This is a genomic window from Marininema mesophilum (assembly GCF_900106775.1).
Classification (GTDB): domain Bacteria; phylum Bacillota; class Bacilli; order Thermoactinomycetales; family DSM-45169; genus Marininema; species Marininema mesophilum.
In genome coordinates this window covers 136,024-162,741 of the sequence record NZ_FNNQ01000006.1, presented here as the reverse complement: position 1 = coordinate 162,741, position 26,718 = coordinate 136,024, and the positions used below count along the sequence as shown (strand labels likewise).

24 protein-coding genes and 1 pseudogene are annotated in these 26,718 nt (G+C 41.4%); 12 read left to right on the top strand and 13 right to left on the bottom strand.

Features of this window, described 5'->3' with window-relative positions; genetic code table 11:
• Positions 1 to 54: 54 nt before the first annotated feature.
• The 6 genes from BLV90_RS07700 to BLV90_RS07675 all read right to left on the bottom strand — a co-directional run bounded on the left by BLV90_RS07700 (position 55) and on the right by BLV90_RS07675 (position 7,025).
• Positions 55 to 1,920: an ABC transporter ATP-binding protein gene (locus tag BLV90_RS07700; protein WP_091738774.1), complete on the bottom strand. Its 1,866-nt coding sequence runs from the start codon at positions 1,918 to 1,920 to the stop codon at positions 55 to 57.
• Positions 1,904 to 5,092: a lantibiotic dehydratase gene (locus BLV90_RS07695; protein ID WP_091738771.1), complete on the bottom strand. Its 3,189-nt coding sequence runs from the start codon at positions 5,090 to 5,092 to the stop codon at positions 1,904 to 1,906. Before BLV90_RS07695 ends, BLV90_RS07700 begins: the two co-directional genes overlap by 17 nt.
• A gap of 68 nt (positions 5,093 to 5,160) precedes the next feature.
• Positions 5,161 to 5,304 carry a gallidermin/nisin family lantibiotic gene (locus BLV90_RS07690; protein ID WP_091738768.1) on the bottom strand — a complete coding sequence of 48 codons (144 nt, stop codon included), beginning with the start codon at positions 5,302 to 5,304 and terminating at the stop codon, positions 5,161 to 5,163.
• Positions 5,305 to 5,345: 41 nt separating this feature from the next.
• Positions 5,346 to 5,489, bottom strand: a complete 144-nt coding sequence (locus BLV90_RS07685; protein ID WP_091738768.1) for a gallidermin/nisin family lantibiotic — start codon at positions 5,487 to 5,489, stop codon at positions 5,346 to 5,348.
• Between the two features lie 41 nt (positions 5,490 to 5,530).
• On the bottom strand, positions 5,531 to 5,674 hold the full coding sequence (locus tag BLV90_RS07680; RefSeq protein ID WP_091738768.1) for a gallidermin/nisin family lantibiotic: 144 nt from the start codon (positions 5,672 to 5,674) through the stop codon (positions 5,531 to 5,533).
• Positions 5,675 to 5,855: 181 nt separating this feature from the next.
• Positions 5,856 to 7,025, bottom strand: coding sequence for a S53 family peptidase (locus tag BLV90_RS07675; protein ID WP_091738765.1), 1,170 nt, complete (start codon positions 7,023 to 7,025; stop codon positions 5,856 to 5,858).
• Positions 7,026 to 7,350: 325 nt separating this feature from the next.
• Here BLV90_RS07675 and BLV90_RS07670 point away from each other — a divergent pair.
• The 3 genes and pseudogenes from BLV90_RS07670 to BLV90_RS07660 form a co-directional block, all read left to right on the top strand.
• Positions 7,351 to 8,031 (top strand): annotated as a pseudogene (locus BLV90_RS07670) (ABC transporter ATP-binding protein); the annotation flags it as partial.
• 218 nt (positions 8,032 to 8,249) lie between these two features.
• Positions 8,250 to 9,077 (top strand): ABC transporter permease, encoded by an 828-nt coding sequence (locus BLV90_RS07665; RefSeq protein ID WP_091738760.1) that lies wholly within the window; start codon positions 8,250 to 8,252, stop codon positions 9,075 to 9,077.
• Positions 9,078 to 9,092: 15 nt separating this feature from the next.
• Positions 9,093 to 9,863, top strand: coding sequence for an ABC transporter permease (locus tag BLV90_RS07660; protein ID WP_091738757.1), 771 nt, complete (start codon positions 9,093 to 9,095; stop codon positions 9,861 to 9,863).
• A gap of 90 nt (positions 9,864 to 9,953) precedes the next feature.
• Here BLV90_RS07660 and BLV90_RS07655 read toward each other — a convergent pair whose 3' ends face one another.
• Positions 9,954 to 10,805 (bottom strand): LysR family transcriptional regulator, encoded by an 852-nt coding sequence (locus tag BLV90_RS07655; RefSeq protein ID WP_143035016.1) that lies wholly within the window; start codon positions 10,803 to 10,805, stop codon positions 9,954 to 9,956.
• A 141-nt stretch (positions 10,806 to 10,946) separates the two neighbouring features.
• Here BLV90_RS07655 and BLV90_RS07650 point away from each other — a divergent pair, with 141 nt between their 5' ends.
• Entirely contained in the window at positions 10,947 to 12,242 is a 1,296-nt protein-coding gene (locus BLV90_RS07650; RefSeq protein ID WP_091738751.1) for an MFS transporter, read from the top strand.
• 227 nt (positions 12,243 to 12,469) lie between these two features.
• On the opposite strand, the gene BLV90_RS07645 is transcribed toward BLV90_RS07650, so the two are convergent.
• The 5 genes from BLV90_RS07645 to BLV90_RS16200 all read right to left on the bottom strand — a co-directional run bounded on the left by BLV90_RS07645 (position 12,470) and on the right by BLV90_RS16200 (position 17,094).
• Positions 12,470 to 13,588, bottom strand: coding sequence for a hypothetical protein (locus BLV90_RS07645; protein WP_091738748.1), 1,119 nt, complete (start codon positions 13,586 to 13,588; stop codon positions 12,470 to 12,472).
• A 262-nt stretch (positions 13,589 to 13,850) separates the two neighbouring features.
• Positions 13,851 to 14,402 carry a TetR/AcrR family transcriptional regulator gene (locus BLV90_RS07640; protein ID WP_091738745.1) on the bottom strand — a complete coding sequence of 184 codons (552 nt, stop codon included), beginning with the start codon at positions 14,400 to 14,402 and terminating at the stop codon, positions 13,851 to 13,853.
• A gap of 302 nt (positions 14,403 to 14,704) precedes the next feature.
• Entirely contained in the window at positions 14,705 to 15,319 is a 615-nt protein-coding gene (locus BLV90_RS07635; RefSeq protein WP_091738742.1) for a PH domain-containing protein, read from the bottom strand.
• A 255-nt stretch (positions 15,320 to 15,574) separates the two neighbouring features.
• Complete coding sequence (locus BLV90_RS07630; RefSeq protein ID WP_091738739.1) at positions 15,575 to 16,840, bottom strand: MDR family MFS transporter; 1,266 nt, start codon at positions 16,838 to 16,840, stop codon at positions 15,575 to 15,577.
• A 95-nt stretch (positions 16,841 to 16,935) separates the two neighbouring features.
• On the bottom strand, positions 16,936 to 17,094 hold the full coding sequence (locus BLV90_RS16200; protein WP_177167949.1) for a hypothetical protein: 159 nt from the start codon (positions 17,092 to 17,094) through the stop codon (positions 16,936 to 16,938).
• A 491-nt stretch (positions 17,095 to 17,585) separates the two neighbouring features.
• On the opposite strand from BLV90_RS16200, the gene BLV90_RS07625 reads away from it, so the two are divergent.
• The 8 genes from BLV90_RS07625 (at position 17,586) to BLV90_RS07590 (ending at position 25,603) form a co-directional block, all read left to right on the top strand.
• On the top strand, positions 17,586 to 18,446 hold the full coding sequence (locus BLV90_RS07625) for a hypothetical protein (protein ID WP_091738736.1): 861 nt from the start codon (positions 17,586 to 17,588) through the stop codon (positions 18,444 to 18,446).
• Between the two features lie 219 nt (positions 18,447 to 18,665).
• Entirely contained in the window at positions 18,666 to 19,211 is a 546-nt protein-coding gene (locus BLV90_RS07620; RefSeq protein WP_091738733.1) for a sigma-70 family RNA polymerase sigma factor, read from the top strand.
• 672 nt (positions 19,212 to 19,883) lie between these two features.
• Positions 19,884 to 21,095, top strand: coding sequence for a S8 family peptidase (locus tag BLV90_RS07615; RefSeq protein WP_177167948.1), 1,212 nt, complete (start codon positions 19,884 to 19,886; stop codon positions 21,093 to 21,095).
• 215 nt (positions 21,096 to 21,310) lie between these two features.
• Entirely contained in the window at positions 21,311 to 22,027 is a 717-nt protein-coding gene (locus tag BLV90_RS07610; RefSeq protein WP_091738727.1) for a glycosyltransferase, read from the top strand.
• A gap of 179 nt (positions 22,028 to 22,206) precedes the next feature.
• Positions 22,207 to 23,151 (top strand): glycosyltransferase family protein, encoded by a 945-nt coding sequence (locus tag BLV90_RS07605; RefSeq protein WP_091738724.1) that lies wholly within the window; start codon positions 22,207 to 22,209, stop codon positions 23,149 to 23,151.
• A gap of 44 nt (positions 23,152 to 23,195) precedes the next feature.
• Positions 23,196 to 23,909, top strand: a complete 714-nt coding sequence (locus BLV90_RS07600; RefSeq protein WP_091738721.1) for a class I SAM-dependent methyltransferase — start codon at positions 23,196 to 23,198, stop codon at positions 23,907 to 23,909.
• On the top strand, positions 23,906 to 24,649 hold the full coding sequence (locus BLV90_RS07595) for a sulfotransferase family 2 domain-containing protein (protein WP_091738719.1): 744 nt from the start codon (positions 23,906 to 23,908) through the stop codon (positions 24,647 to 24,649). Before BLV90_RS07600 ends, BLV90_RS07595 begins: the two co-directional genes overlap by 4 nt.
• Before the next feature lie 270 nt (positions 24,650 to 24,919).
• A complete protein-coding gene (locus tag BLV90_RS07590; protein WP_091738717.1) occupies positions 24,920 to 25,603 on the top strand; it encodes a type 1 glutamine amidotransferase domain-containing protein in 684 nt (227 codons plus the stop codon).
• Between the two features lie 207 nt (positions 25,604 to 25,810).
• Here BLV90_RS07590 and BLV90_RS07585 read toward each other — a convergent pair whose 3' ends face one another.
• Entirely contained in the window at positions 25,811 to 26,707 is an 897-nt protein-coding gene (locus tag BLV90_RS07585; RefSeq protein ID WP_091738715.1) for a cytochrome c oxidase assembly protein, read from the bottom strand.
• Positions 26,708 to 26,718 lie beyond the last annotated feature (11 nt).

Below are 26,718 nucleotides of genomic sequence, written 5' to 3'. Positions count from 1 at the left end.
TATTCCCTCCTTACCAGAGACTTTGATTTAACAGTGGAAGTAGTATTCATTGATTTAAGCTGGATTTAACTGTTGCTCCTGAGAATCTACATACGCATCCGCTTGCATTTGATAGAGAACTGCATAGGAACCGTTTCGCTTCATGAGGGAGGCATGGGTGCCGCTTTCCAAGATCTCCCCTTGTTGCATGAAAACAATACGATCGGCATTGCGCACGGTGGAGTAGCGATGTGAAATAAAGATCCCCATCTTATCCACAGTTAGCTCAGCAAATTTATCAAAGACTTCCTTCTCTGCCTTTGGATCCAGCGCTGCACTGGGCTCGTCCAAGACATAGAGGGTTGCGTCACGCATATACGCTCGTGCAATCGCAATTTTTTGCCATTGTCCGCCGGATAATTGCACCCCTTCCTTAAACCATTTGCCTAGTTGGGTTTCTAATCCATGGGGCAAACCCTCAATGACGGTGGTTGCTCCAGAGTTCTTCGTAGCAAACTCTACTTTTTCTCCCTCTTCAGCCACACGCCAATTCCCAAGGGCAATATTTTCACGGGCGGTCATTTCATAACGAATGAAATCCTGGAAAACAGTCGCCAATAGTTCCCGCCACTCCTTTACTGAGTAGGAACGGATGGAACGACCATTGTAAAGAATATCGCCCTCCTCCAATTCATAAAGCCGAACCAATAGTTTCACGAGCGTCGTTTTACCGGACCCATTTTCACCGACGATGGCTACCGTCTCCCCAGGTTTTAGCTGAAAGCTAATATTCTTTAGTACATAACGATCCGTCCCAGGATAACGGAAAGAGACATTTTGAAAGACAAACCCCGTATCGTTCTTCTCCTTAGTAGAGATATAAGGTCTCTGCACAATCGTCTCTTCTGATTCTTCAATGTCTAGGAACTCAAACAATTGACTCACATAAAGATTGTTTTGGTACATCACAAAAAGCGTTTGTAAGAGGGAGGAGGATGTCGCTTGAGTCTGAGCAATCGCTTGAATATACGCCATCATCGTGGCGATGGTCAAAACTCCAGCAACGGTTTGTTGTACAACAAGCAATTGAGTACCAATGACCGCCAAAAAACCTATAACCTGAAAGAACAAGGTAATTCGCATTCGCTTAAGCAAAAGCCCTTTGTCTTCCCTGAAAAAACGATCATACAATTTTTGGTATTTACTTAAAAGCAATGAGCCAATCCCAAATACCTTCACTTCTTTTACCGAGGAATCCGTCGTCATCAGACCCAAAAAATAGGACTGCTTCCGACGCTCTGCTGCTCGTTTCCAATCAATTTGAAACTCTTCTTCCCCCACTCGCAAAAAGGAGAAAGAAGAAGTTAAAGGGATCAGTAGCAAGACCAATGCTAGCCACCACTGCCAATAAAACAGCACTCCTGCCACCGACAACAAGGTGATGGTACCGCCGATGATTTGGAGGATCTGCTGGAAAATCTGAAAGGGACGAAAGGTAGAATCTTGCCTTGCCCGTTGCAATTTATCGTATGCATCCGCGTCCTCGAAGTATTTAAACGGGAGGAGATCTGCTTTTTTCATTAATAGGATGTTGATGGAATTACTCAGCAGTTCCGCATAGATTGCCTGATAATTATCACTGATAATCCGGCTAATTTCTCGAAAGATAGCCATGCCAGCAAATAAACCAAATACGATAAAAACCGGTTGAACCACTTCTGTATACTTAGCAATGCCTACTTCTGTCATCAGCATTTGTGTCAACAATACGCTAGCCGCTGGAATCAAACTGGTGATCCCATTTAACCCAAACACCATGATGAAGTAGCGAGGATTGGTTTTCCAAAGGAGCTTTAAGATGCGTGGCCAAAACTTAAAAGACTCCATAACATTGCGAAAAGAGGGGCTAGTAGCCCCATTTATTTCACTGGTTTGTGGCATGCTCTTCCCTTCCTTTATCTCTCCAGTATTTTTGGCTATAGAGAGTATGACGGGCAAAGGCAAGTGCTTGTACTTCTTTGCCTCGATCTACATCCATCAGACGGTTACAATGCATATGAATCAAACTCCCAATAATTTGATGTGGGGTGTTGGATAGAGAAAGCTTGGGATTTTCTGCTCTCACCTTCTCACCAAACTCAGCCAAAAACGGAGCCCGCTGCTTCAGTAACATGTTAAGCACATGACCATTGCGGAATTCCTTAAGCGATTTCCGATTATCCCGCGGATCCATCAGTTTCATCAATTCTCGACGTCGGAGACGGAACTCCTCACGATAATCATCTTTATCCACAATTTCATCGAGGATTTTTAGCTGACCCTCATAGGAAAGGCCAAAATTCTCAAGCAGATCCACAATCGCCAGTGCCGCTACTTCAACCAAGGGGATATCGATCTCTTTATTCCAACTTAATTTAAGTAAATGGGTTGTTAATTTGCTGTCGGCCGCAAACACATCCTCAGCATCCCGAATCATATGAACGCCGCCATAACGCTCCACTTCCCGTTCATAGGTATCGATCATCAGTCGTTTGATGATTCCATCGGACATCAATGGATCCACCCAACGACTTAGTGCAGGGAGTAGCTTACTGACCAAATCCTCCTCGACACCACGGAATCGTATACGAATATGCGGTTCAGGATCGACGTAACGCATATAGAACCAATCTTTTGCAGCGCCACTCTCCACCATCGAGTCGGCAAACTCTTGCATAAATTGTGGGATAAAATCATCCTGCCGGCTTCGTGACACATACAACTTGGCATATAACCAATCCGTTCCTGGTAGACGCACCCGGTCTTTATGAACAACTAGCGGTGCCGAATACTGATACAAGACTGGACTTTCCGGCATCGTCTCCGCGTATTTTTCCACAGGGATGAGACACTCCTGTGAATAGATTCCATCGACACCTGTCACCCAACGATCATCAATCGAGCCTACATGTTCCTTCAATGCCACTCGTTTATTGGTTAGCAATTCTTTTTGGATCTGCTTCACATGATCTTCATGATCGAGATCCAATAGAATTCGGTTATCGGCAAAGGTCATATAGAGGTAGCGTGGAACCATCCACTCTGAACGCCAACGCTTAAGCGCTTCATTCCATAAGTGGGGAGCTACTTGCGCATCCTTAAGACCCAATCGCTCCAAATTGATATTCCAGGTAGCCAGATATATCACGGTTTTTCCATGGGTAACCCTTGGTAGGAATGGACCGATATCGTACTCTCCCCAGGAGAATGGCTGTACATTGCGCACACTTTCGATCGATACTTCCCTCATGAATCGATACACATTGGGTGCGTTCATAAAATTGAGCATATTACCCGAGGTAATAATCAATTCTTTATTATGTTTAGGTGACTTTAGGTATAGACGATCAAGGGATGCCCCAACATATACATCATCCAGGGTCAACCGCTCGTCGCTATAGGCATTGGTGCCAATCGTTAATTCCTGCTTTAACAACGAAGGACTCAAGGATATATTCCCGACTCTCCCGGAAGGAGGGAGATAATTCCCTTCGACGATCAGGGCATTGGGATACAGATTCTCCTCTCGCTTTACCGCACTGCGAATCCGCTCAACTTCATTCTCATCAAAGAGATCTAAGAACCTTCCAAAGGATTGACTAATTCGATGGGAAGCTGCATTGGGTGTCATTACGACACGGTAATCCCCTTGATCGATCGCTTCCTTTGAAGAGGACATGACCTCTACATATAACTCCATCGAGGATGGGGCCTCTTCTTCATCGATCTCGATTTCTTCAAGTCGATTCAATAACTCATCTGTGATTTCCACTTCAATCGATCCTGTGACAAGTGCTTTTTGGATCAACTCAAGTAGAATCGATTCCTTTTCCTTTGAAAAGACAGGTAGATCGTCATCCTTCCGTGTACTTTTGGGGCGCTTATATGGACTGGGGGCACCTAAACCAGTCTCTTCATTGAGAAGTTCTAATATCGGGATCTCGCGCCTCGTCCCATACTTCTCTAAAAAGTCCTTATGATAACTTTTCAAATGACTAACTCCCCGTTGTGGAAGAGAGAGCCGCCACAGAATCTCTGCCGCCTTTGCCACTTCTTCCCCTACTTGTCGATGAAGGCTAATTTTTTGATCCGCCACTCGCATATCGACCTGTACTTGGGAAAGGCTTGGCACGACATCTTTCATCTTTTCATTCAGCTTTAAATATTGGTCCAGTCCTTGACCGATGGGTAAGGCATCATATTCACGGATTAATTGTGCAATTTCTAGCAACAATTGCCGTTCTGCTGTCGCCTCAATGATCCCATCTAACTGATCAATCAGATATTGCAGAGGAGAAGGGTTGGTCATCGGAGGTCGTAGATTACTAATGAGATATTCCTGTTCAAAGAGTTGTTCAATTAAACCAGCGATTCTGTCACGATCTACATCAGGATACACGCCCTTCAAATGATCGAGGAGGTCAGGAAAGGAAATAGACTCCCTTGCGGCTTCAAGCACCTGTAGCACGGGTTCAGAAGCTTGAATATTGATGGACTCACGCAGATCATTATCATTATTGCGCTGTTGACCACACTCGGATGAAAAAGGAAGGATGAGGCGACGTCCACTATATTGCACAGCATGGTTACGAGTAAGGCGAAGCTGTCTAATTATATCGGAACGTTTCTCTAACTTTGCTACAAGGGAGAGTAGCCATTCCATATCGGGACGAGTGCGCTTCATATGATGATCCGATGAGTTCAATTGTGCTTCGGTATAATCCCCCAACTCCCCCATAGTTAGGCCAGCCAAAATCCCAAATGGGGTGGATCGTGTAGCCATGCGGGATAAGTAACGCATGATGCTTGTCTCCGCTTGCCGTTTCTTCTTCGCATCTTCACTATCTAGATTACCTAGTGCCACAAACAAGGATGGACTTGCAATGGCAATCGCCTCTTTAATCTTCGGATCTTGTACCAATTCCTTCAAAACACGATTGGAATCGCTTTGTTGTAATCGTTCAAAGATATCGAAGGGTAAAAGTGGGCTTCTAAACATAAAAAAATCAAGCGGACGATAAACACTCCGTTTTTTCTTGCGATGGGTCCGATGAGTATCAAGTGATGAAGCCATATTCTTACCTCCTTCATATGTAGTAGAAACGGAACATCCTTTCAGATGTTCCGCCTCTTTTCCTTTTATTAGCAGCAGTAGCTGTTGAATGAACCGGTTTCGCCGCAACCGGGGGTACACAAGGAAACGGAAGTGATTTGTGGCTCTACATCGCCTTTTGCTTTGTTCACCTGTACGTCTAGGTCGAATTGATCTTTTTTGTTGTTTGCCATGGTTGTATTCCTCCTCAAATTAGTTAGTGGTGATTAGGCGGTTAGCAGCAGTAGCTGTTGAATGAACCAGTTTCGCCGCAACCGGGGGTACACAAGGAAACGGAAGTGATTTGTGGCTCTACATCGCCCTTTGCTTTGTTCACCTGTACGTCTAGGTCGAATTGATCTTTTTTGTTGTTTGCCATGGTTATATTCCTCCTCAAATTAGTTAGTAGTGATTAGGTGGTTAGCAGCAGTAGCTGTTGAATGAACCGGTTTCGCCGCAACCGGGGGTGCACAAGGAAACGGAAGTGATTTGTGGCTCTACATCACCTTTTGCTTTGTTCACCTGTACATCTAGGTCGAATTGATCTTTTTTGTTGTTTGCCATTTTTTACTCCTTCCTCTCAGGGGGCGTTTTTGTTGTCCCTTCGTGTTTATCTTATATGGATAAGAATCTATTTACCTGAAAATGAGCTAGTAATTTACTTAATTAACATAAACATTCTGTAAGGTTTTCTTTTGAAACAACAGGAAATCCGCTTGTTTCCTGTTGTTTTTAGTGACCTTTATTATTTTTGTAGTTCCTGAATTAATGAAGCACCTATTGGACTACCAAGCCCTGTGACGAGATCGTACCCCACAGTAGCCGAATGCTCTTGATTAGTGCCTGCTACGATATCCCGATACACCCCTTTATCCTTTAGCGCGTACAACCTTTTCACCAGCTGTTCACTGCTTAAGGGCTTGGCTCGTTTCTCATTAATTAATGCGACGATACCGGACCAACAAGGGGTGGATAAGCTTGTCCCACCAAGTAGAAACCAACCCTTATACCCCTGGATCTCCGTCGAAGAGTACACAGCCGCGCCTGTCATAGGATCTCCTACAAAGGAGACATCGGGAACACCTCGAAAATCACCCAATGTTTCTGCCCATAGTTGTTGATAAGCGGGTCTCTTTGTAAAGGCACTAATTCCCCCACTACTACCTGACCAAGCAACCTCACTAAGAAAATTACCACTTTGCTCCATACGGAGGGTGGTCCCTCCAACTGCCAGTACATTGCGTGCAGAGGCCGGCCACAATATCCCTTTCCCATAATCACCTGCTGAGGCGACATAGGTCACTTTTTTGTTGCTAAAAGTAGAGTCCCATTTGTGTGCCTCTTCATCCTCAAAGGAACCCCAACTATTAGAAACGACATTGGCCCCTAGTGCAGTAGCTAACTTTATCGCCTTTACTAAATGTGGAATCTCCTTATCCTTAGCAACGACGAGGGAGATTTTAGCTTTGGGAGCGATGGCATGTACCCACTGTACATCCATGGCAGTCTCTGTGACCCAACGGGGGTTTGTTTCTGTTGGCTTTCCCTCTGGGTAATAAATCTTCAGCTTTGCTTTTGGCAGACTAAACTTCTCACTAAACACAGCAAGATCTTTTTTTATCGTTGGACTCCCATAGGCGACGACGACTGCGATATGTTGTCCTTTTCCCGTTTCCTTCACTTGATCCAGACCATACGCTTTTCGAATATGAAAAGGGGTATAGCCCCGAATCTCATCCAACACTTCTGCTTTGGATGTGCCATTCTTTTTGGCCATATGACTACGATTGATTTTCAACGTGGACTTTACATCGTTTACATCCCCTTCATTGGCATAACTGGTATGAAAGGGATAACTAACTAGTAGAAACCCGAATAGAAAGAGAAAACCTCGTTTTATCCATAATGATTTCATTTATCTGTCCTTTCTTTTAAGTAATCAAGGCACATTCCTCAATTCATCTCTAACCATATTCAATCTGGAAGGTTAAAAAATAGTAGTAAAGTTAGCAATTTTTCATCTAATAAAACGATGCCTTTTCTTCTAGTAAATAGACCTACCATAGCGGATCTACTCGATAACACTAGAAGGTAGAATCCTTTTTTCGGAAAAAAAGTTACAAAAAACAGTTGACAGATTTATCCGCCATCGTGTATTATTACGCTAATACAATATTGTACTGTTTGATTAGTACACTAATACGACAAATAAATTAAACCACCCTATGAGGAGTGATAGGATGAATGTTTTAGAGGCAAAAAATGTTACCAAGCGCGTCGGCTCTCGTACCTTGATCGATCAGATGTCCTTCTCCATAAAAAAAGGACAAATCTGCGGTTTCCTTGGCCCCAATGGTGCAGGTAAAACAACCCTGATCCGATTATTAACAGGGCTTATCCACCCTACCAAAGGAGACCTTTCCATCAACGGCATCAGTGTTACGCAAAATCGTACCAAGGCACTGATGAACATCGGAGCGATTGTAGAGTCCCCCATCTTCTTCCCCTACCTAACTGGGAGAAAAGCACTCCTCAACCTGGCCCGACTACATCCTCAATTAAAAGGAGCACAACGAAAAAGTCGCGTGAAAGAAGTGTTGGAGAAAGTAGGACTCTCCCATGCTGCAGATCAAAAAGTAGGAACCTATTCGCTAGGAATGAAACAACGTCTCGGAATCGCCCAAGCACTGCTCGGTAATCCCTCAGTGATTATTCTTGATGAACCCGCCAATGGATTGGATCCAATGGGGATGCGGGAATTGCGTAGCCTCATCCTAAAACTGCGGGAAGAAACCGGGATCAGCTTTTTCATCTCCAGTCACCTTTTAGATGAGTTGCAACAGTTATGTGATCATCTCGTGGTTATCAAAAATGGAAAATTAGTGTGGCAGGGTGAGATGGAGAGCCTCTCAGGAAAACCCCTTTATGCCTTCACCCTCACTCCAATTGATAAAGCCGCTCCGTTCATTAAGAAGCACTACCCTGTCGATCATATCGAAGGAAATCAAATATACGTGGAGATCCATGAAGAGGATCTCGCTATCTTAAACACCCACTTAATTGAAAATGGCATCCAAATACTTAGTGTAGAGAAAAAACAAAAGCGTCTGGAAGACGCCTTCGTTGAGATGATGAGCTCATGATCTCCCTGATTGCAAGTGAATGGCAACGTATCTGGAGTCGCAAAATCACCTGGATCTTATTTGCGGCCATCCCCCTCGTCCTCTTTGTTACTGGTCACTATTATCAAGGGCTGAACGATAATCTAAAGCCAGACAGCCCCGAATTTGCCTTGATGGATAATTTCCCAATACTCGCCCTCGCCGAACAACTGTTATCCGTCTTTAATATGACGCTTCTCCTCCTGCTCGTATTCTCTATCACTGAGGAATATCGCACAGGGCAACTTCGCATGGTCATGATCCGTTCGTACACCTTCACTCAATTATTTTTTGCCAAGTGGATCAATGTGATGATCATCATGTTCCTCTTTAATGCCTTCTATTTTCTTCTCAGCTATGCTTTTGGAAGCTGGATGTTTGATAGTTCCTCTCACCTGATGCTCTTCTTACATGATGACCCCGTCTCTAATACCTCAGCTTTGTTATACAACCTGCGTTACTATGGCTTTGCCTTTTTAACACTAATTGCCATTTCTGCGGTCATCACCTTTTTTGCTGTCATCAGTCAAACCACAACCACAGCCATCGGCCTTACTCTTGGCTATCTACTTGTCTCCGTTGGCTATTCTCAATTCCTACACACCTTTACCCAGGGATTAAAACCGGCCATTAATCCTGCCTGGTACTTTCTCTCCCTCACCGAGATTCAATATCAGGGAATTGCGTTGGCTCTGGCTGATGAACCAAAGTTACTCTTCTTTAATGCAGGGGTTCTCCTTGTATACACCTTGATTTTTGGCACAGGCGCTTACCTTCTCTTCACCAAAAAAGATCGTTTTATTTAAAGGGAGGAATCATCATTGAGCGAGTTATTTATGAGTGAGTGGGAGCGTATTTGGGCACGTCGTAAAACGATGGTCAGCTTAGGGATCTTCATCCTACTATTGGGAATGTCCACCTTCTTGCTCCACCGAGGGGGTATCGGCTTTTACACAGCCCAACTTGATACACAACTTCATGCATTGAACTTCCCTGTCTTTCTAATCAAGGAGTTAGGATTCATTCTCTCCTTTGTCATGCTCCCCATGTTTTTTATAGATAGTTTTAACGGGGAATATAGTTCAGGGGCTTACCGTCTGATCCTCATTCGCCCGCAAGCTAGAAAGCATCTCCTGTTTGCCAAATGGGGTTCTATGGCAGCTATCACCGCTATCTTTCTTACCGTAGCCTATATCTTCGGCCACATCGCCGGATGGCTTTTATACTCAGCTCCAAGTACCGTCACTTTCTACCCTGATGGTCCATCCTACTCCATCCTAGGAGCCTTTGGTTATAGTCTTCTTTACTACCTTATCTTCTTCTTGATCTACCTTGCCCTCCTTGGTATCGCCAGTCTAATTAGCTCCATTATGCCCAATGCTATTCTCGCTTTCTTTTCGACCATCGCTACGATTTTAGCTACACTGTATGCACCTAACACCCTTCAATTTTTTGTGATGAATAGTGAAATAACCTTTCAAGTACTTAATGGAATGGATCAAATCCCCTTCTTCGGCTCATTATTTGGTATCATCATCGTCACTTACAGCTTGGTGTATGGTGTCTGGGCACGAAAAGGTTGGATGACATAGATTACAGCGATAGGATAATAAAACCTCTCTATGATGATTACTTCCACACAGAAGTAGCTCATCAATAGAGAGGTTTTTGTATATATCCTTTCACTCATTCTCCATCAACTCTACCAATCGGCTCAATGCAGGAGATTGATAACGATCCTTTCGTTGGATGAAAACGGTCGTGGACTGATGATAATCCGTCGAGAGGGGATGGAGTTTTATTTCTCCACGTTTATATTCTTGTGCTACTGATCGCGTTACTAAAGCAACTCCAAAACCAGATTCTACACAACGAAACAATCCCTCTAACGTGCTCAATTCCATCCTCTTAACCGAATGGGCCTTCTCATCGCTTAACCACTGTTCCAACCTGGAACGATAGGAACATCCCACATCAAAAACGAGTAGGGTCTCATGTTGAAGATCCCTTGCTGAATGAATAGGAGGATGATGCGGAGATGAAATCAACACTAGCTCTTCTTCCATAAAGGTGAATGCTTTTAACTCTGGGTGATTGATAGGGCCAACAACAAAAACGCCATCTAATTCATAATGCAGCACTCGTTTTATTAACTCTTCAGAAGAAGCGGTGGTCAAGGATACATCCACTTGCGGATAAGCTTCATGATACTTCATTAATAACGAGGGAAGATGAACCGCGGCAGTTGATTCGGTAGAGCCCAATTTTAATGGACCTTGGGGAATAAGAAACGCATTTTTTGCCTCATTCACCATCTCTAAAATCGGATCCGCGTATTGGATGAGATTTCTTCCAGCAGAAGTTAACGACATCCCTTTCCCACTCCGGTGAAACAACTGCGCGTTTAACTCCTGTTCCAAGCGATTAATTCGATTGGTGACATTGGATTGTACATAATTTAGCTCGTTTGCCGCTTTAGTCACACTTTTATGGCGGGATACTGTTTGGAAAATTTGCAGATCGCGAATATCCACCAACAGCACCTCCAGATCATTTTTTGTGATAGGAAAGATCACAACCAGTAATTTTACAGGATACGCTCCCCTATTTAAACTACCATTAATATCTTCTTGAAAATACGAAGACAATATAATTTAACGTGGGAGTATAATTCTATGTATTTTTCATCTTCTTCGCAAAAATTCCGCTGGATGGTCCTTGGATTGGCCACTGGGACTCAAGCGACTGCTACCTTTGTAACCTATGGGGTTGGACCGTTAGCTGCTATATGGCAACAAACTTTTTCACTATCTCAAGCACAGGTAGGTTTGCTTATATCGATGGTCAATATTGGGCCGCTCATGTCGATGTTATTTATTGGTCGTGCATTAGATCAGCATGGAGAGCGATGGATTGTAGGCGTCGGGTCGATTTTGCTGGGACTTACGATGGGGGTATCCTCTCTACTGAGTAGTTATCTGTCTCTCTTAGTCACTCTTTTATTAGTCGGGATTTTCTATGGGACCGCACAACCTGGTGGTAACAAAGTCGTGATCAAGTGGTTTGATTCTTCCCAGCGAGGACTTGCTACAGGCATCCGTCAAGCCGGCATCCCCATTGGAGGAGCATTGGCTGGTTGGTTGATCCCATTGTTAAGCGTTCGATATGATTGGCCAATCGCTGTTCAATTACAAGCCTCATCAGCCTTTATAGGTGGACTGATGTTTCTTCTAATCTATCGAGATCCTGTTAAAGAGAGTAAAATACCCACGCAACATGTTAACTTTATTGGAGAACTACGAAATCTATCTCGCAAGAAAAGCCTCTATCCACTATTATTTTCGGGGTTTTCTCTCATATCATTTCAAATGGTCTTAGTCGCCCACTTGATGCTTTATCTAAAAAGCAAAATAGAGCATATGACACTCGTTTCCACTGGATTCATGCTATCTCTTTGTCTGTTATTCGGCATGCTTGGTCGGATAACCTTAGCCTGGTTAAGTGATACGATATGGAAGGGCAATCGTATTAAACCCTTAGAGATGATTTTATGGATGTCCGTAGTTGGCCTGGTGGTCTTGGTGGTCTTGCCAGAAAAAATACCTATTTGGTGCATATATGTAGTCTGTTCATGGCTAGGATTTTTTGGAGTCGGATGGTACAGCCTCTACATTGTAGAAATTGGCGAAAAGGCAAAAGAACATTCCGTTGGTTTGACGGTAAGCTACGCCTTAACAATCAATCAGGTAGCGATCATCATGGCACCTTTTTTCTTTGGACTGTTCGTGGACTGGAGTAACTCCTATGCCCTCCCCTGGATTGGGTTAGCTAGTTTGTTATCAGCTAGTGGCATTTGGCTAAGAAAAAGTAGTTCAATTCCATTCATCGAAAAAAGGATGGAATTTAATACACCCATCTCAGGTCAAAACACTCCCCATGAGAAGCGAAAAAAGAACAGAAAGATAGTCTGACGTCTATCGCTACTTTTTTCCCCCATTGCTGAAGTTAGAGATTTTCCCGCTCGCAAAGATAAAAAAGGCTCCAAGAGGTAAAAGCCTACCTACATTGTCAATGGTGATGAAGGCCATAAAAAAGTAGAGTAGCGAGGGTTCTATCCTGCTACTCTACTTTTTAACCATCGGGCTTTTACAATCGCTAATAGGAAGTAGAAGTTGTTTTAACTAGGTTTTTTTTGGAATTATTGTCCCCCAGGTCCAAGATGGGAACCCGGTGTTACGGGATAATACAGTTCTTTGCTATTATATTGGAATGAAGGATTAGCCAACCCTTGTTTAAAACCGAAGTCTCCCGGAAATTCCTCAGCGTTGATCAGTTCTTGTAAACCGGTTCCAGGTTCAAGGGTATAAGTGTTCGTTAATTGATACAATGCTCCTCGATAGACATCATATTGATAAGCTGGATTATCAGCTTTTGGTACTTTAGTTTGATCTTTATATGTTACTTTATCCGAAATAGTAGTCTCTTGGCCAAATGTATTCGTTAACTGCGTACTAAATTCTGTTGTTGTTTTCCCTGGTACAAAACCGCCACCTGCTTCAATACTAAGCTTGAAGCCAATAGTCCATGCAAGACTATATGATTCTGTTTCCGATACACCATGTTCAATATCTAGCCCAGACCACCACTCTGCTGAATTGGCAACGGTGCTTGTTCCAAGTAATTTAAATTTGCTCTCTCTTTTTAACTTGGAGGTTCCATCAAAAGCTTTACTCCAAGCCATCGATGGTCCATATTTTTCTACCATCCATGCTTCGCCGTTCTGAGCCCTCTCCTCATTTAGTTTCTCAAGTGGGGCAGTGTTTGTTGCACCTGTTTTCACTTCATAGAGCCCCTTTTCAATGGTGCCATCCGATTTTTTTTCTAAATAAACTCCAGCATCTGTGAACTCCTCTGACCCATTAAAGTGTGCTTGTACACCATTTAGTTTAAAATATACGATATCTCCTATTTTCCCCGGTGGGTCAGTTTTAGTCGTTCCGCTTTCCAGTGCAGGCGCATAGGGATCTTCGGATAATTTAGGGTAATTGGCCGCATATGGACTAGTGGGTTCATCTGCTTTTGGTGCAACTTTACCTTTGGGTGCGTTATCCGTATTATAAACCGGTGTTTTTTTACCATCTTTATCGATCTTATATCCTTGAATATACTTTTCGGGTAGCTTTTTCTCATTGTCTGGTGCAGCCGAGGCTTTCACCGGGCCAATGAATCCACCACTGAAGACAAAAGCTAAAGCCAAAGCGAAGACAGTCATCATTTTCATCATTTTCACACTTTTCTCACCAATCTTCTTTCTCATGCTTTACATTCCTCCTCTTTTGTGGTAACCCTTTTTTCTTTCTATTCTAAGTAGTGATCCACAAATTAAATATACCGATTAACCGGTTTTATTGCAAGGCTTTTATTGCAGGTAAAACAAGGTAATTAGTTGGATTTAGGGTAAGCTTCTCCAAAAAGAAAAAACCTACCCGCCAAAGGTAAATTTTTATCCCTACTAACTCAATTTCTAATTCACTTACTTCCTAAACCTCATGTAAAAAAGGTAGGCTTCTATCAAAACGTTATATACCACCCTTTGTTATTATTTTCGTCAACTCACCGTGTACTTTATCCCTCGTTTCTTTATCCAATGGTGCTAGTCCAAACATTTCTGCAAACCGTAAACCATCAGCGGCAAGCCTTGCGATAGTCGAATGGACGGGGTCTATTTGATCATTCTGTATCTGTTCTTGAAGCCCTTTATACTGAAGTTGGGCTTTTTCCATTAATTTTGGGTTGGTAAACATCGAAGCAAAAAGCGCTGAACTCATCTTTAAACCATCATCAACCCTCATGAACATCGTCTCCACATAAGCTCGGGTCCATTGCCCTTTTCCATGAAAGGCCTGAAGGTTATCTTTCATATCATTCTTAAAGTCAACGGATAACTCATCAATCATTGCTTGAACTAGATCTTCTTTACTAGGGAAATGATAGAACAATCCACCTTTACTAACACCTGCTTGGTTTGCTACCGCCTCAAGGGTAAGCTTTGATACCCCTTTTTCACTTACTATATTGGATGCAGCTGTTAACAACTGGTTTCTTGTTAAAACACCATTATTCATAGCCATATTGGTTCCAACTCCCTTCTGACGAAAACTTTGATAGAATAACCCTAAGTATGGTATAAGAAAGGCATATCACCATCTGTACCTCACCTTCTAGGGTAACATAGTATATTACTACCTGTTTCTCCGCTGTCATCGCTGATGACGAAGAGGTTCGGAGGGGAACAATCCCTATATTACCCGTGGAGGTTCTATCAAGAATATTTGTTCGCATTTACGAAATTATTTTCTCTTCCGCTATGCTTCCAAAAAACAAGAGAGGCCCCTTCGTTTGAAGGACCTCTCTTGTTTTTATCCACTTACCATTACATATTAATATAGCGCTCAAAAACAAAACCGAAATCCTTGATCCGATATCTTAACCGAGTCTCTTCCAACCAGTCAAAGGCAACTTGATTCATACCTGTAAACTCCTCAACCAAGTTCCCATCTGTTTTGCCCATTCGGCCGAGTGCGGCGGATGCTAACTCTAGGCTTTGGTTTGCAAAGTTCAAGGAAGCCGCGTTGTCAGAGGTGATTTCCGAGATGCGAATTAACGACTTATAAAGATCCTTTAACTCTTCCAGCTGATTTTTATTTACATCGATAGAGTAGTTGATGGAGCCCAATGTGAATTTAATTTCTACATCTCTATCCATAGTGCCAGCTGTCTCTAACATCACATCGGAGATACGATTTGCATGGTAATCATAGCGTCGTAGCATCCGTTTCTTACTGGTCGCACTAGTACCATCCAGATGGATCAACGCTTTATTTGTGAAGCAATACTCATCTGATTTTGACTTGATTAAAAAGTAAATCTTCTCTCCATCTTCATGAAGTACATAATCGTCCGAGTCTACTTTATCGTAATCCTGTGGCTTAATAACGGCACCTACATCACTTAGTCCAAGGACATCAGCGGCTACTTTACCAAACATGTCACTCATCCTCTCCAATGTATTCGCTAAAATAAAGTAAATCCAATATTTTCTTTTCTCTATAAGTATATCATTGTATTTCCTCTGCTTAAAAGAGTTCTTATTTTATTTCAGGTTTGAATATTTATGTAAAATATGTAAAGTAACCGAAGACCCATTTCCATTCCTCTTTGTAGAAACGGAAATAGGCCCTCAGTCAACAGTAGTGCTAGTAATATATTTTATATCTAGCTATACTCGTTTACTATTTTCCAGTTACCCTGTTTCTTGTTTTAAACGGCGGAAGAGGATGTGATATACCCAGGCTCCAGTAAAAGCAATTCCACCAAGGATAAAAAACATCCAGAAGTATCCTACCCAATCTGCTAATGGTATGGCCATAGGAGCAAAGGTTCGACCGATAGAATAGCGCAGACTAGAGGCAGCAAAATATTGACCTCGCATATGTTTTGGAGACAATTCAGAGACAAAGCTTTCCTGAAGCCCAATCACCAATAGTTCCGCAATGGTAAGAAAAACAACAGCAGCAATCGCCACCCAAAGGGCTGTGGAGCTACCAAATATAAGCATCGAAACTCCATACATTAGCGAGGAAACGATAAAAATCCTTCCCACGGGGAACTGAGAAACCCACCGGTTAACCCAAACAGTAAATAAGACGACGAGAATGCCATTTAAGGCGATAAGCCAACCAAAAAAAGTTGCTCCACCAGTATACACAGACCATATTCCTAAGGAAAATAATTTTTGTACGGGAATAGCTTGCGTGACATAAACCGCAACGGCTAAATCCAATTGTATAAACGTCTGGGCAATTAATATCCCTGCAATAATAAACAACATAAAGTTACGGTCTTTGACTATAACCCCATAATCCTTGAGTTGATCAACGATCATCTGTTTCCATTGCCTTTTATCCACTGATTCTCCCTTAGCTAACGAATGAGAAACAGCAGTTTCTCGAACATACCATGCAATCATAGCAGCAAGTAAAAAAGAGGCTCCAGCAGAAGCTAAAAGTAAAGCGAAGAAATGACTGAAAAAAAGAAAACCACCTAATATGGGTCCTATTACTATAGCCATACTGGCAGCTGTGTGAAAAACAGCGAACACTTCATTGCGATGCTTTGGTTCTACTAAGTCAGCGATCATAGCGTCACTAGCAGGATAATATAACATGTTAAATATGCCCAATCCAGCAAAACAAATGAAACTTAACACAGGAGAATCAAACCACGGTGAATTTGCAAAAGCAAATAATAAGAAACATAGTGCTTCTCCGATGGTGGAGATGAGCATGATGCGTTTACGTCCAAAACGATCTGCGCACCGACCACCAATTAAGTTGGCCAAAACACCCAAAAGTTGAGAGACAACAAGTAATATACCTGCTACCTCTTTCCCAAAAGCATCTGAAAAATACACAGCCATAAAGGGAAAGAACATCCAATAAAGAATGTTAATCAACCCTTCACCATATAATCGTGCCTTTAGATTTTGATCCCAATCACGCAAACGCATGATATTCCCTCTTTTCATTATTTCAAAGAAAGGCTTTATACAACAAAAAAGACCCCAGGCAGAATACCTGCCCAGAGCCCTTTTTCAGCTTACGATCAACTACGTAGCCGATGATGGGTTGGGTAAGGAATCCCGCCATAAAAGCAAGGATGGGGAATAACCGATTTGGACACACGAAACAACCCACAGCATGCCTGCATCTGAACCAAAATAATAGAAATGGAGGAAATCTCTTTAATCATCCAAGCTTTCATGGTTCCTTTCACCCCCCGTATAAAATCGCCGCTTTTTCCATATATTGTCATTCTTCGCTTTCTCACTACAATAGGGTTACAAAATCAATTCGCTATAACTCTATTCTTATGCAAATATCAAATATTTTTATACTCTTATTGTATACCACTTTTCGCATAATGGGTACCTTCATCACTTGGTAGGGTCGTCCGACCATTCTCCGTAAACTATTCCTAACTAATTGCGCGATAGTGGCGGGCTTTAACCTATTAGCCCTTTTTCAACTTCCAAAAAAGCTGCTAGTTTTTCTATGCACTCGTGACATTTACATCTATCCCTTTCAAACAGCGACAAATTTTAACCTAAATAATGGAAGTGGAATCATGTCATAAAACTTACTTTTATGGGTTCTAGTAAGTATAAGGAAATTTAAGAGAAGGAAGGAGAGGACCCATACTACTTATATTTTACAGAATACCAAATTTAAAAATGGGGAAGGAGAATGAGATCTATGGGCAAACTCACCAAAACACTAGTATCTGGGGTGGCTTCCGCCATTATATTAGCAGGTGCTTTGAGTGTTCCACAGATTCAAGCTGCGGTGAGCAATAAGATTCAACCTGCAAAGATTCAAAAGGCAAAGAATAATATCATTCGAGTTACGGATACTGATCTAGCCCAAATGAAATCAGCGCTAGAGAAAGAGGGTATAACCCTATCCAATTTAAAAGAGTTGGGTAGTTATGATATTAAACGGGATGAGCCTGCCTCTAAATCTTATACGTCAGTCGAACAGGCTAAAAAAGCGGGCTATGATCTGCCCCTCTCAACCCCTCAAGGGTATCGCTTTGATGGGATTTCCGTAAAGAACCCTTATAGTGTAGAATTTACATTAAATGCAAATCAGATCAACGACCTATTACGAAAATTAAATGTAGACGTACAATTAGGAAATGAGCTAGATGGTAAGAAAGTTACTGTGAACCAATCCGAAGCAGTCAGCACAAAGTTCTCAAAAAACAATTCTGCTCATGGCCTCATTTCTTATGAGGAAACAAAGATTCCACAAATCGATACCAATATTGATAAAGAAAAACTGCTGGCACTGAAGAACAACCAGCCTTTAGAGAAACTGAAGAACAGTAAACTCATCTCAATCATTCCACAGAATATCCTGAAACAGCTAGTAGGGCGTGATTGGCAGAATATGAATGGAGAAGAAGGTTTCCTCCAATTCAAGCAGAAGGATCAACACGGCGACGGGTTTAATCGGACACTATACTGGAAAGAAGGAGATACTTTACGGAAATTACAAGGTGAAGGAAATGTTTCTGCAAAAGATCTTCTAAAATTAGCGAAATCCATCCACTAACTGAATGAATAGAAGGAGAAAAGTGGCTTCCATAGAGAAGCCACTTTTCTTTTTCGATGAGAGGTAAAATCCACTCCAGAAGATGAATTATTTTCCATGTTTAGTGATTGGGGCGATGAGGAAGTAAAAGTTAACAAAAGGATACTCTGCAAAAATAGGTATATTTACAGATAAAAACTATTTATTCTGACTTATACTGAGGAAGGAGAATAAAGAGAAATGGATCGCGCCACTATACGGGAAGAGTCCGATCTGTTAACGAAAAGCGAATCATTTGAAGTATTTTTTCGCCGTTACTATCCTTACGCAGTACGTCTAGTAATGCGTCACATTCCGAATCAGTCAAGCGCAGAGGATATTACACAAGAGATATTTATCAGACTATATCACAAAGATCGAACTGAAATTGAAAGTATAAAAGCTTGGTTAGCAAAAGCAGCTATTAATGGTGTTTATAATTATTTACGAACAGAGGAAAGACATCAGGCAAGGATCGAAAAAGAAAAGGAACGTTTACCAAGAGTTTTCTCTACGATAGAGAGCGAATGGATGAGAGAAGAGGATGTTAGAGCAGTTCGTCGTGCCTTGACTCAGCTTGATGAAAAGGAACGAAAACTATTGCTTCTGCGCTATGAGGGTTTTGATTATGGAGAAATCGCCCAAGCCATTCAGGTCAAGAAAGCGTCTATAGGTTCCCAATTAGTCAGGGCTAGAGAAAAATTCCAAAGGATCTACCTTAAGATGGCACGGGAAGAGAATGGATGAACTGTCACAACCGCAGTGTATTCCAAGATTATTTTTGATGGTGAATCGCATGCATAAAGCACTATTTCCATATTCTATTTATAATACTGTTACATGTGTTTATCTCGAATACGTCTGGATTAGTTAATCTCTCTCAGTCATCATCATAACCAATCCAACTGTTTTAATAGAAAATATTCCTGGGCTTTATCAGGGAACTATAGCAGCTGATGTCGGATAGACATTCTCAATGGTTAATTATAAGTTGTGTAGTTCGCGTTTCTTCTCTCACTACTAGAGCAAGTTCTTAGGCTTTCCGGATGCAATCCTTTTATCCTGTTTCCTTTGGCTAAAAATGTGCTTGATACATTAACCATTAGCCCTCCCATGCACCTTAAATACACGTATATTATCAAGAAGTATGTCGTGTCAATAGGATTTTATCCATTCCAATCGATACCCATCCCTGTGTCTTCTGTCCGCTGAATAAGGGCAAGGTGCCGGCAAAATAACAGGCCCGACATCTACTGAGCCACATCTCTTTCATCAGATCGGCATACGATCTCCTTCTACCTGAATTGATCCGGTATCTATTCAATTATTTAAGTTTTTTGAATAAAAATGATTGAATTTTGGTATCGGCTTTTGATTAACGTTGTACTTATTGACAACGTCAACAGGAAGGATATACGAATGAATTATCCACCATCATTCTATGAAAAAATTGACCAACCGCTCTTCAAGCATGTATCAAGTATGATTGAAACGGGTAAGGAAGTTAAAATTTCTGTTGTGGGAAAAATGATAAAACACATCAAAGGAGAAAAGAGGTACAATTCTCTTTTATACGAAAATGGCAATATTCATCAGTTCCAGCATCTCCCCTTTTTCAGCGGCTCTTTTACTTTATCCGAGATAATAGCCCTTGCTTCTCTTCCTGAAATAGAGAGTCTCTACCTCAATCGCCATGTTCATGCCTTTTGTGAAAGAGCACGGAAAACAACGGAAGCCGATATCGTAAAGAAGCGATATGGACTTACCGGTAAAGGAGTTACGGTCGCCGTACTTGATAGCGGTATATATCCTCACCCTGATTTCACTTATCCCTCCAACCGGATCAAAGGTTTCAAAGACTTCGTGCATGACCATGAAAAACCCTACGATGATAACGGCCATGGCACCCATGTAGCGGGCTGTATTGCCGGAAATGGCTATAGTTCCAACGGGAAATATAAAGGAATTGCACCTCAGGCTAAGCTTTTAGTCCTCAAGGTTCTTGATAAAAATGGAATGGGAACTCTGTCAACTGTACTGGCAGCCATCGATTACTGCCTCGAGCACCAGCAGTACTACAACATCAAAATCATGAACTTATCATTCGGACTATCCATCGAGACTGCTATTAATCAAGACCCAATAGCTGTTGCGGCGGGTATTGTTGTGTCATCAGGCATAGTGATCTGTGCGGCGGCTGATAATACCTCAATTGGAGGGATTGCCTCACCTGCTTCCCATCCCTTTGTGATCGCTGTAGGATCCAAAAATGATAGAGCTTCTTCTGAACTCAATGAAGGAATGCAGAGTATCTACACCAGTCACACCAGATTATTTGGTAACATTGTGAAACCTGATTTCTTTTTTCCAGGAATAGCTGTTACAGCACCCTTGTCCCCTTATTCTATTCTAGCCAAACAGCTTGAGCCTTTTGTACTGAATCAGCACTATATGTCACTTTCAGGTTCTTCAATTGCTACAGGATTATGTTCTGGTACGGTGGCTTTATTTTTGCAGGCCTATCCTCCTTTATCACCAGCAGATGTGCTGCAGTATATGAAACAGACAAAACCGAAAGCAAAAATCTTCAAAGCATCGTCACTATTCCTATTAAAAATAAAGGAGATCTAATATAGTTAAACAAATAGAGCTTGCCCTCTTTTCTGATGTCCTCTGTTCCCAAAAGTGGAACCCAAGTTCCTCATTAAAAAAAGCAAGGATCAAGGCTTTACCAATGGGCAGAAAAGAAATTTCAAGTAAGAGATATGAATGGTATGAACCCAGACATTCAACTAAATCGAATTAACTATTTATTAGAAATTTTTAAAATACTGTGAGGCGGTCCCATGGTTAAGAGGGTTTCAATTATTATTCCGTTTTACAACTGCTCCTATATTGATCAGTCGATAGAGAGCGCACTAAATCAAACGTATTCAACTATTGAAGTAATTGTTGTAAATGATGGTTCTACAAAATATACAGAAAAAGTACATCCGTTTTTGCATCGGATCCACTATATTGAAAAATCAAATGGAGGTACGGCCAGCGCATTAAACAAAGGCATCCACCACATGACGGGAAATTATTTTTGCTGGCTTAGTTCAGATGATGTTTTTTATCCTGAAAAAGTAGAAGTACAGTTAAAAAAAATGGAAGCGATCCATTCAAAAGTAAGCTATGCCAACTATTATCCCATAAATGAGAAGGGAGAAATTTTTGCCGGGCTTCAGGGTGTTTATGTACCTGGAAGAGTGCCCTTTATTCGGCGCATGCAGATCGGAAATATCATCAACGGCTGTTCCGTAATGATTCACCGGAGTGTTTTTTCAGAAATCGGCCTATTTGATGACACCCTGCCATACACCCACGACTATGATATGTGGCTAAGAATTTTGCATCATCACGAATTTTTTTATTTACCTGAGCCTTTGCTACTTTACCGAGTCCATGAGGAAATGGGAACAAAGAAACATGCGCAGGTTATCAGTGCAGAAATTAGAAAAGTGAAGCAACGGCATGCTTCATCTATGAAAATACTGTTCAATCATTTTGGTTGGGGTTAGAGAGAAGACTCCATCAACTGAAGGTGCGCTCGTGTTGTCTGCGAGGATTGGCAACATTATCGAGTTGATGTCTGATCCCTGCTTGAATATAGAGACTCGAAAATATCAAGCAAGAAGGGAAGAGATTTCAGATATGAAAATCCGCATGCTCCTGAAATCACAGAGGGTACCAATGGTTTATGGCTAATAAAGGTCAATTAAAGATACTGTGCATTACAAATGACCGGTCACAGCAGATGGAAAAAAGCAGCTATTATTTGATGGAAGAATTGAAAAATCACTGCCAGCTTGCCATGTGGACGGAGAACGGCCATATTGAAAAAATTCTCGCTCAGTTGCCTTTCACTCCAGATTTTATACTTCTAAATGACTTCCTTGATCCACAAATGTGCCCCTTAATTGATGGATTAGGCTCGATTGCAATCCCTAAAGGTATGCTTTTTCATGATATTTCTTATGAATTGGATATTCGAAAACGCTATGCCAGGCAAAATAAGATTGATTATATTTTCACCCACTATCGGGACGCTTTTCTTAAATGGTATCCCGACATATCAAGTAATATGTTCTGGCTACCCCATCACGTCAATACAGACGTATATAAGGATTACCAACTAACCAAAACGATTGATTATTTAATGATAGGGGCAATGACTCCCCATATTTACCCGCTTCGAGTGATAATGCTAAATGCTATGAAAAAAAATCCCCAGTTTGTTTATCACAGCCATCCAGGCTATACAACCGTAAAGAATATTGTTAAAGGGACACTCATTGGAGAAGATTACGCAAAGGAAATTAATAGAGCGAAAATATTTTTAACATGTAATTCGGTGTACGAGTATACGTTATTGAAATATTTTGAGGTTATGGCATGCAAAACCTTGCTACTCGCTCCAAAAAATAAGGAAACCTTCGATTTGGGGATGAAGGATGGTGTTCATTTTGTATCCATTAATCGCGAAAATTTCTATAATAGGGCTCGATTTTATCTGGAGCATGCTAAAGAACGAGAACAAATTGCTGAAAATGGCTTCCATTTGGTTAGAAAATTCCATACTACTCGAAAAAGAGCAATGGAACTCGTTTCCCAAATAAAAGAAACATTGAAGAATTATTTATAACTTCAAGAAATTTATCTATTCATATTTATAGGAAGTACAAAAGATTGAATATTATCTTAGTTGTCGCTAACAAATATTATAAAACTTTATTAAGAAACGGAATGATTACTATGATGGATGAAACTTATGATAAAGATATTACCCCTTATCTCCAGAAACTAATCAACCCTTATCATAGCTTGTTAGATGTTGGATCCGGTTTATGCCAACAGCTTCATCTATTCGAGTGTTCGTTAATAATCGCCTTGGAGATCCATCGTCCCTATTTAGAAAATCGTAAAAATAAACTTCCTCATATTATACCAATTTGCGATGATGCCTTTAATATGGATCGCTTATTCATGAAAAAAACTATATCAACCGTATTATTCAATGACAGTATTGAACATTTCGATAAAAAGGATGCTTTAAATTTGTTGGAAACAGCTGAAAAAATTGCTCAAAATAGAGTTATCGTATTTACTCCTAGAGGATTTTTTCATCAAGAAAATTACGATTTCTTTGAATTAGGAGGCGAGCATTACCAATCACACCGTAGTGGATGGGAAGTAGATGACTTTATTAATCGAGGTTATACAGTCACCCTGTTTAAAGAGTTTCACGACAATAGAAATCCTTCGTTCATCATGAGCTATGGAGAAGATCATCCTTCAATCGATGCCATTCTCGCTTGGAAGGATCTCAACTCTGAAAATGCCAAAGCAGATAATAACGAGATGTCTTCTCCGGGACACCAAATAGGAGATAATAACGAATGAGAGAACAAATTGTTCAACGATTATTATCGATTCCTCCATTGTTTCACCCTTCATTCCCCTTCATTTTGTTTTGGAGTCCTAAAAGTGGGTGTACCTCTTTAACAAAGTGGTTTTTCTTTCAAATAAAATACCCATATGACTCTTCCTGGGTTCATATAGACAGAGAAAAATATACTTACGAAAATAATTATTTGCCAAAAATAAAGGAAAATATGATAAATGGAAACAAACAAGCTTTTAAATTAGTAAGAGATCCATATAGAAGAGCTGTAAGTTCTTTTATACATGCAATAAAATATAGTGAGCATCCTAGTATCCATTTGAAGATAAATTTACCGAAAAATAAAATGGCATTTTTACCTTATTTGTACTGGGTAAGAGAAACCCTTCATAAGAAGGGTTCAATTAATGAGCATATAGATCCACAATATATAGAAGGCGAAGAACACTTCATTAATAATCACTTATATTTAGAAAATATTGAGAGTGAAATTAGGAGCTTAGAAAACACTTTTGGCTTGGTATCAGCCCCTCTTCATTCATTGTTTACTTCTAATCATCACGAATCTAATCGAATGATTTTAGGAGGGAACTTTGCTAACACTCTCTTTACTAGAGAATGTATTTTAAACAAAGGGAAAGAATTGCCTAGGATTGAAAGTTTTTATGATCAAGAAACCAGGCAATTAGTGAGAGAAATATTTGAGAAAGATTTCTCTCATTATAAATACGAACTATAGACAAAAGTCGTTGTTCAGTTAGGATGATCGCTAACACCCAAGAAATTGAAGGGGTTTTTTTTTCGTATTCGTAGCGGTGAGATTTTCCTCCAATCCGAGCAAGGGAATGAAAAAGGCGAAGGGACGAAGTAAAACCTTCTGTAATTTCTTTGTGAGTGTATCCATAAATTTATTTATGGATACACTCACAAAACATAATTTGATTTATGGATAGCATGGACTTACAATAACCACTGTAACCAAAAACACCAAGGATAGGAGAGGGTATAAATGGCTAAAAAAATCTTAATGGTTGTAACCAGCCATGCGGATATGAAAGACACCCAGACGAATTTGGAAGACAAAAAGACGGGAGTCTGGCTGTCGGAGTTTGCAGAGTCTTATCTAGCTTTCAAAGATAAAGGCTATGAAGTCACCGTTGCAAGCACAGCAGGGGGAGTTAGTCCGGTGGACCCAGGCAGCGTGGATGAACAAACCCCGCAAGACTTTTTGAACGCTGCCAAGCTTCTGGAAAACACCAAACACGTTGATGATGTGACAGCAGACGGATTCGATGCCATTTTCTTGCCAGGCGGTCATGGTACGATGTTTGACCTACCAAAAAGCAAAGGGCTCCAACAATTGCTTCGAGATTTTTATGAAGCAGGAAAAATCGTCTCCGCTGTTTGCCATGGTCCTGCCGGTCTCGTCGGTGCGACATTGTCAAATGGCCAGCCTCTGGTCGCAGGCAAGCGCGTGAATACTTTCACGAATAGAGAAGAAACAGAGTACGGTGTAGCGCCCTATATGCCCTTCCATCTAGAGAGCAAACTCCGTGATCTGGGTGCCATCTTTGTGGCAACACCCAATTGGAACTCACATGTAGAGATCGACGGAAACCTGATTACCGGACAAAATCCTCAATCCACCGTCGCTGTAGCAGAAGCGGTATTAAGTCAATTAGAAAAAAATTAAAACCATGAGGGGACTGATAGACGAAAAATATCAGTCCCCTCATTTGTATTTAACCTGTTATTTTACCTATAAGGAGATCATCACCATGTCAACAGATATTGCCCAAAATTCTTTGCAGACTACAGGCTTTAACTCTCTGACACTCAGAGCAGGGGACTAGCCAAATTTTCATTTAACATCAAAGGCATGTACTACTTCACAAATCTTTTATCCTCTTCCCTTCTCACCACTCCCCTTTCCTCCCTCTAACACCCGTATATGCCAATTAGGAGCCGATCTACCTACAGCTGCTGCCACTGCTTCGGATTCCTCCTTTGCACGCTCTTCCCGCGCCCATTGAAAGAAAACAATGCCTAACATGACTCCATAGACTACCTCCTGAATCACTTTCATGATCACTCCACCCAGTTGTTGATCATCTAAGGGAGAGAGAATCGAAAACATCTGCCCACTTTCACTATAGGAAGCAAACAAGAGGTGATCAGCAAAGATTATCAAGGCGCAAGCGGGTGTGAGTAAAACCCCAGCTCCTGCAATATAAGCCAGTTTCCCTAAGGGGGTAAGGTTGACCTGCTCCTTCACCGGATTCATTACGGGCCACCACATCAACATAGCGGATAGGATCAATACAAAGTGAGAGAAAAGGTGGAGAAGCTCACTACTCATTAACATGTCAAACACGCGTGGGACATGATACAAGGAGAATAGTCCATTAAATAGCACTAACGAGATGAGGGGCCGCTGTGCTGGTAGAAAGAGTATTTGCATCCATTTTTCTGCAAATCCTCGCCGCCACATCCAAACAGGTAATCCCCGAATTAGTAGAGGAGGCATCACTAGATAAAGTAACGATTGTTGCAGCATATGAACACTAAACAATTCGTGACCGATCAGAACGATGGGGCTGCCTAAACATCCATACAGGCTGCAAAGTCCGAGTAAGAAGAGCACCTTCTGACCAGGGCGAACGGATTCTCCAGCAAAGCGATGAACTCCCCATTGACTCGTTAGTAATAGATAGACTCCGCCTAGGACGACAACGACGAGGTTAAGTCCTAAATTCCACATATCCAAAATCAAAAACTGACGGATCAGGGCTTCCATAACGAATGCTT

What these genes read in the sequence shown, in the direction of transcription:
- BLV90_RS07700 (WP_091738774.1), bottom strand. Translation starts at nt 1,920, where the DNA reads ATGCCACAAACCAGTGAAATAAATGGGGCTACTAGCCCCTCTTTTCGC.
- BLV90_RS07695 (WP_091738771.1), bottom strand. Translation starts at nt 5,092, where the DNA reads ATGGCTTCATCACTTGATACTCATCGGACCCATCGCAAGAAAAAACGG.
- BLV90_RS07690 (WP_091738768.1), bottom strand. Translation starts at nt 5,304, where the DNA reads ATGGCAAACAACAAAAAAGATCAATTCGACCTAGACGTACAGGTGAAC.
- BLV90_RS07685 (WP_091738768.1), bottom strand. Translation starts at nt 5,489, where the DNA reads ATGGCAAACAACAAAAAAGATCAATTCGACCTAGACGTACAGGTGAAC.
- BLV90_RS07680 (WP_091738768.1), bottom strand. Translation starts at nt 5,674, where the DNA reads ATGGCAAACAACAAAAAAGATCAATTCGACCTAGATGTACAGGTGAAC.
- BLV90_RS07675 (WP_091738765.1), bottom strand. Translation starts at nt 7,025, where the DNA reads ATGAAATCATTATGGATAAAACGAGGTTTTCTCTTTCTATTCGGGTTT.
- BLV90_RS07665 (WP_091738760.1), top strand. Translation starts at nt 8,250, where the DNA reads ATGATCTCCCTGATTGCAAGTGAATGGCAACGTATCTGGAGTCGCAAA.
- BLV90_RS07650 (WP_091738751.1), top strand. Translation starts at nt 10,947, where the DNA reads ATGTATTTTTCATCTTCTTCGCAAAAATTCCGCTGGATGGTCCTTGGA.
- BLV90_RS07645 (WP_091738748.1), bottom strand. Translation starts at nt 13,588, where the DNA reads ATGAGAAAGAAGATTGGTGAGAAAAGTGTGAAAATGATGAAAATGATG.
- BLV90_RS07640 (WP_091738745.1), bottom strand. Translation starts at nt 14,402, where the DNA reads ATGGCTATGAATAATGGTGTTTTAACAAGAAACCAGTTGTTAACAGCT.
- BLV90_RS07635 (WP_091738742.1), bottom strand. Translation starts at nt 15,319, where the DNA reads ATGTTTGGTAAAGTAGCCGCTGATGTCCTTGGACTAAGTGATGTAGGT.
- BLV90_RS07630 (WP_091738739.1), bottom strand. Translation starts at nt 16,840, where the DNA reads ATGCGTTTGCGTGATTGGGATCAAAATCTAAAGGCACGATTATATGGT.
- BLV90_RS16200 (WP_177167949.1), bottom strand. Translation starts at nt 17,094, where the DNA reads ATGAAAGCTTGGATGATTAAAGAGATTTCCTCCATTTCTATTATTTTG.
- BLV90_RS07625 (WP_091738736.1), top strand. Translation starts at nt 17,586, where the DNA reads ATGGGCAAACTCACCAAAACACTAGTATCTGGGGTGGCTTCCGCCATT.
- BLV90_RS07620 (WP_091738733.1), top strand. Translation starts at nt 18,666, where the DNA reads ATGGATCGCGCCACTATACGGGAAGAGTCCGATCTGTTAACGAAAAGC.
- BLV90_RS07615 (WP_177167948.1), top strand. Translation starts at nt 19,884, where the DNA reads ATGAATTATCCACCATCATTCTATGAAAAAATTGACCAACCGCTCTTC.
- BLV90_RS07610 (WP_091738727.1), top strand. Translation starts at nt 21,311, where the DNA reads ATGGTTAAGAGGGTTTCAATTATTATTCCGTTTTACAACTGCTCCTAT.
- BLV90_RS07605 (WP_091738724.1), top strand. Translation starts at nt 22,207, where the DNA reads ATGGCTAATAAAGGTCAATTAAAGATACTGTGCATTACAAATGACCGG.
- BLV90_RS07595 (WP_091738719.1), top strand. Translation starts at nt 23,906, where the DNA reads ATGAGAGAACAAATTGTTCAACGATTATTATCGATTCCTCCATTGTTT.
- BLV90_RS07590 (WP_091738717.1), top strand. Translation starts at nt 24,920, where the DNA reads ATGGCTAAAAAAATCTTAATGGTTGTAACCAGCCATGCGGATATGAAA.
- BLV90_RS07585 (WP_091738715.1), bottom strand. Translation starts at nt 26,707, where the DNA reads ATGGAAGCCCTGATCCGTCAGTTTTTGATTTTGGATATGTGGAATTTA.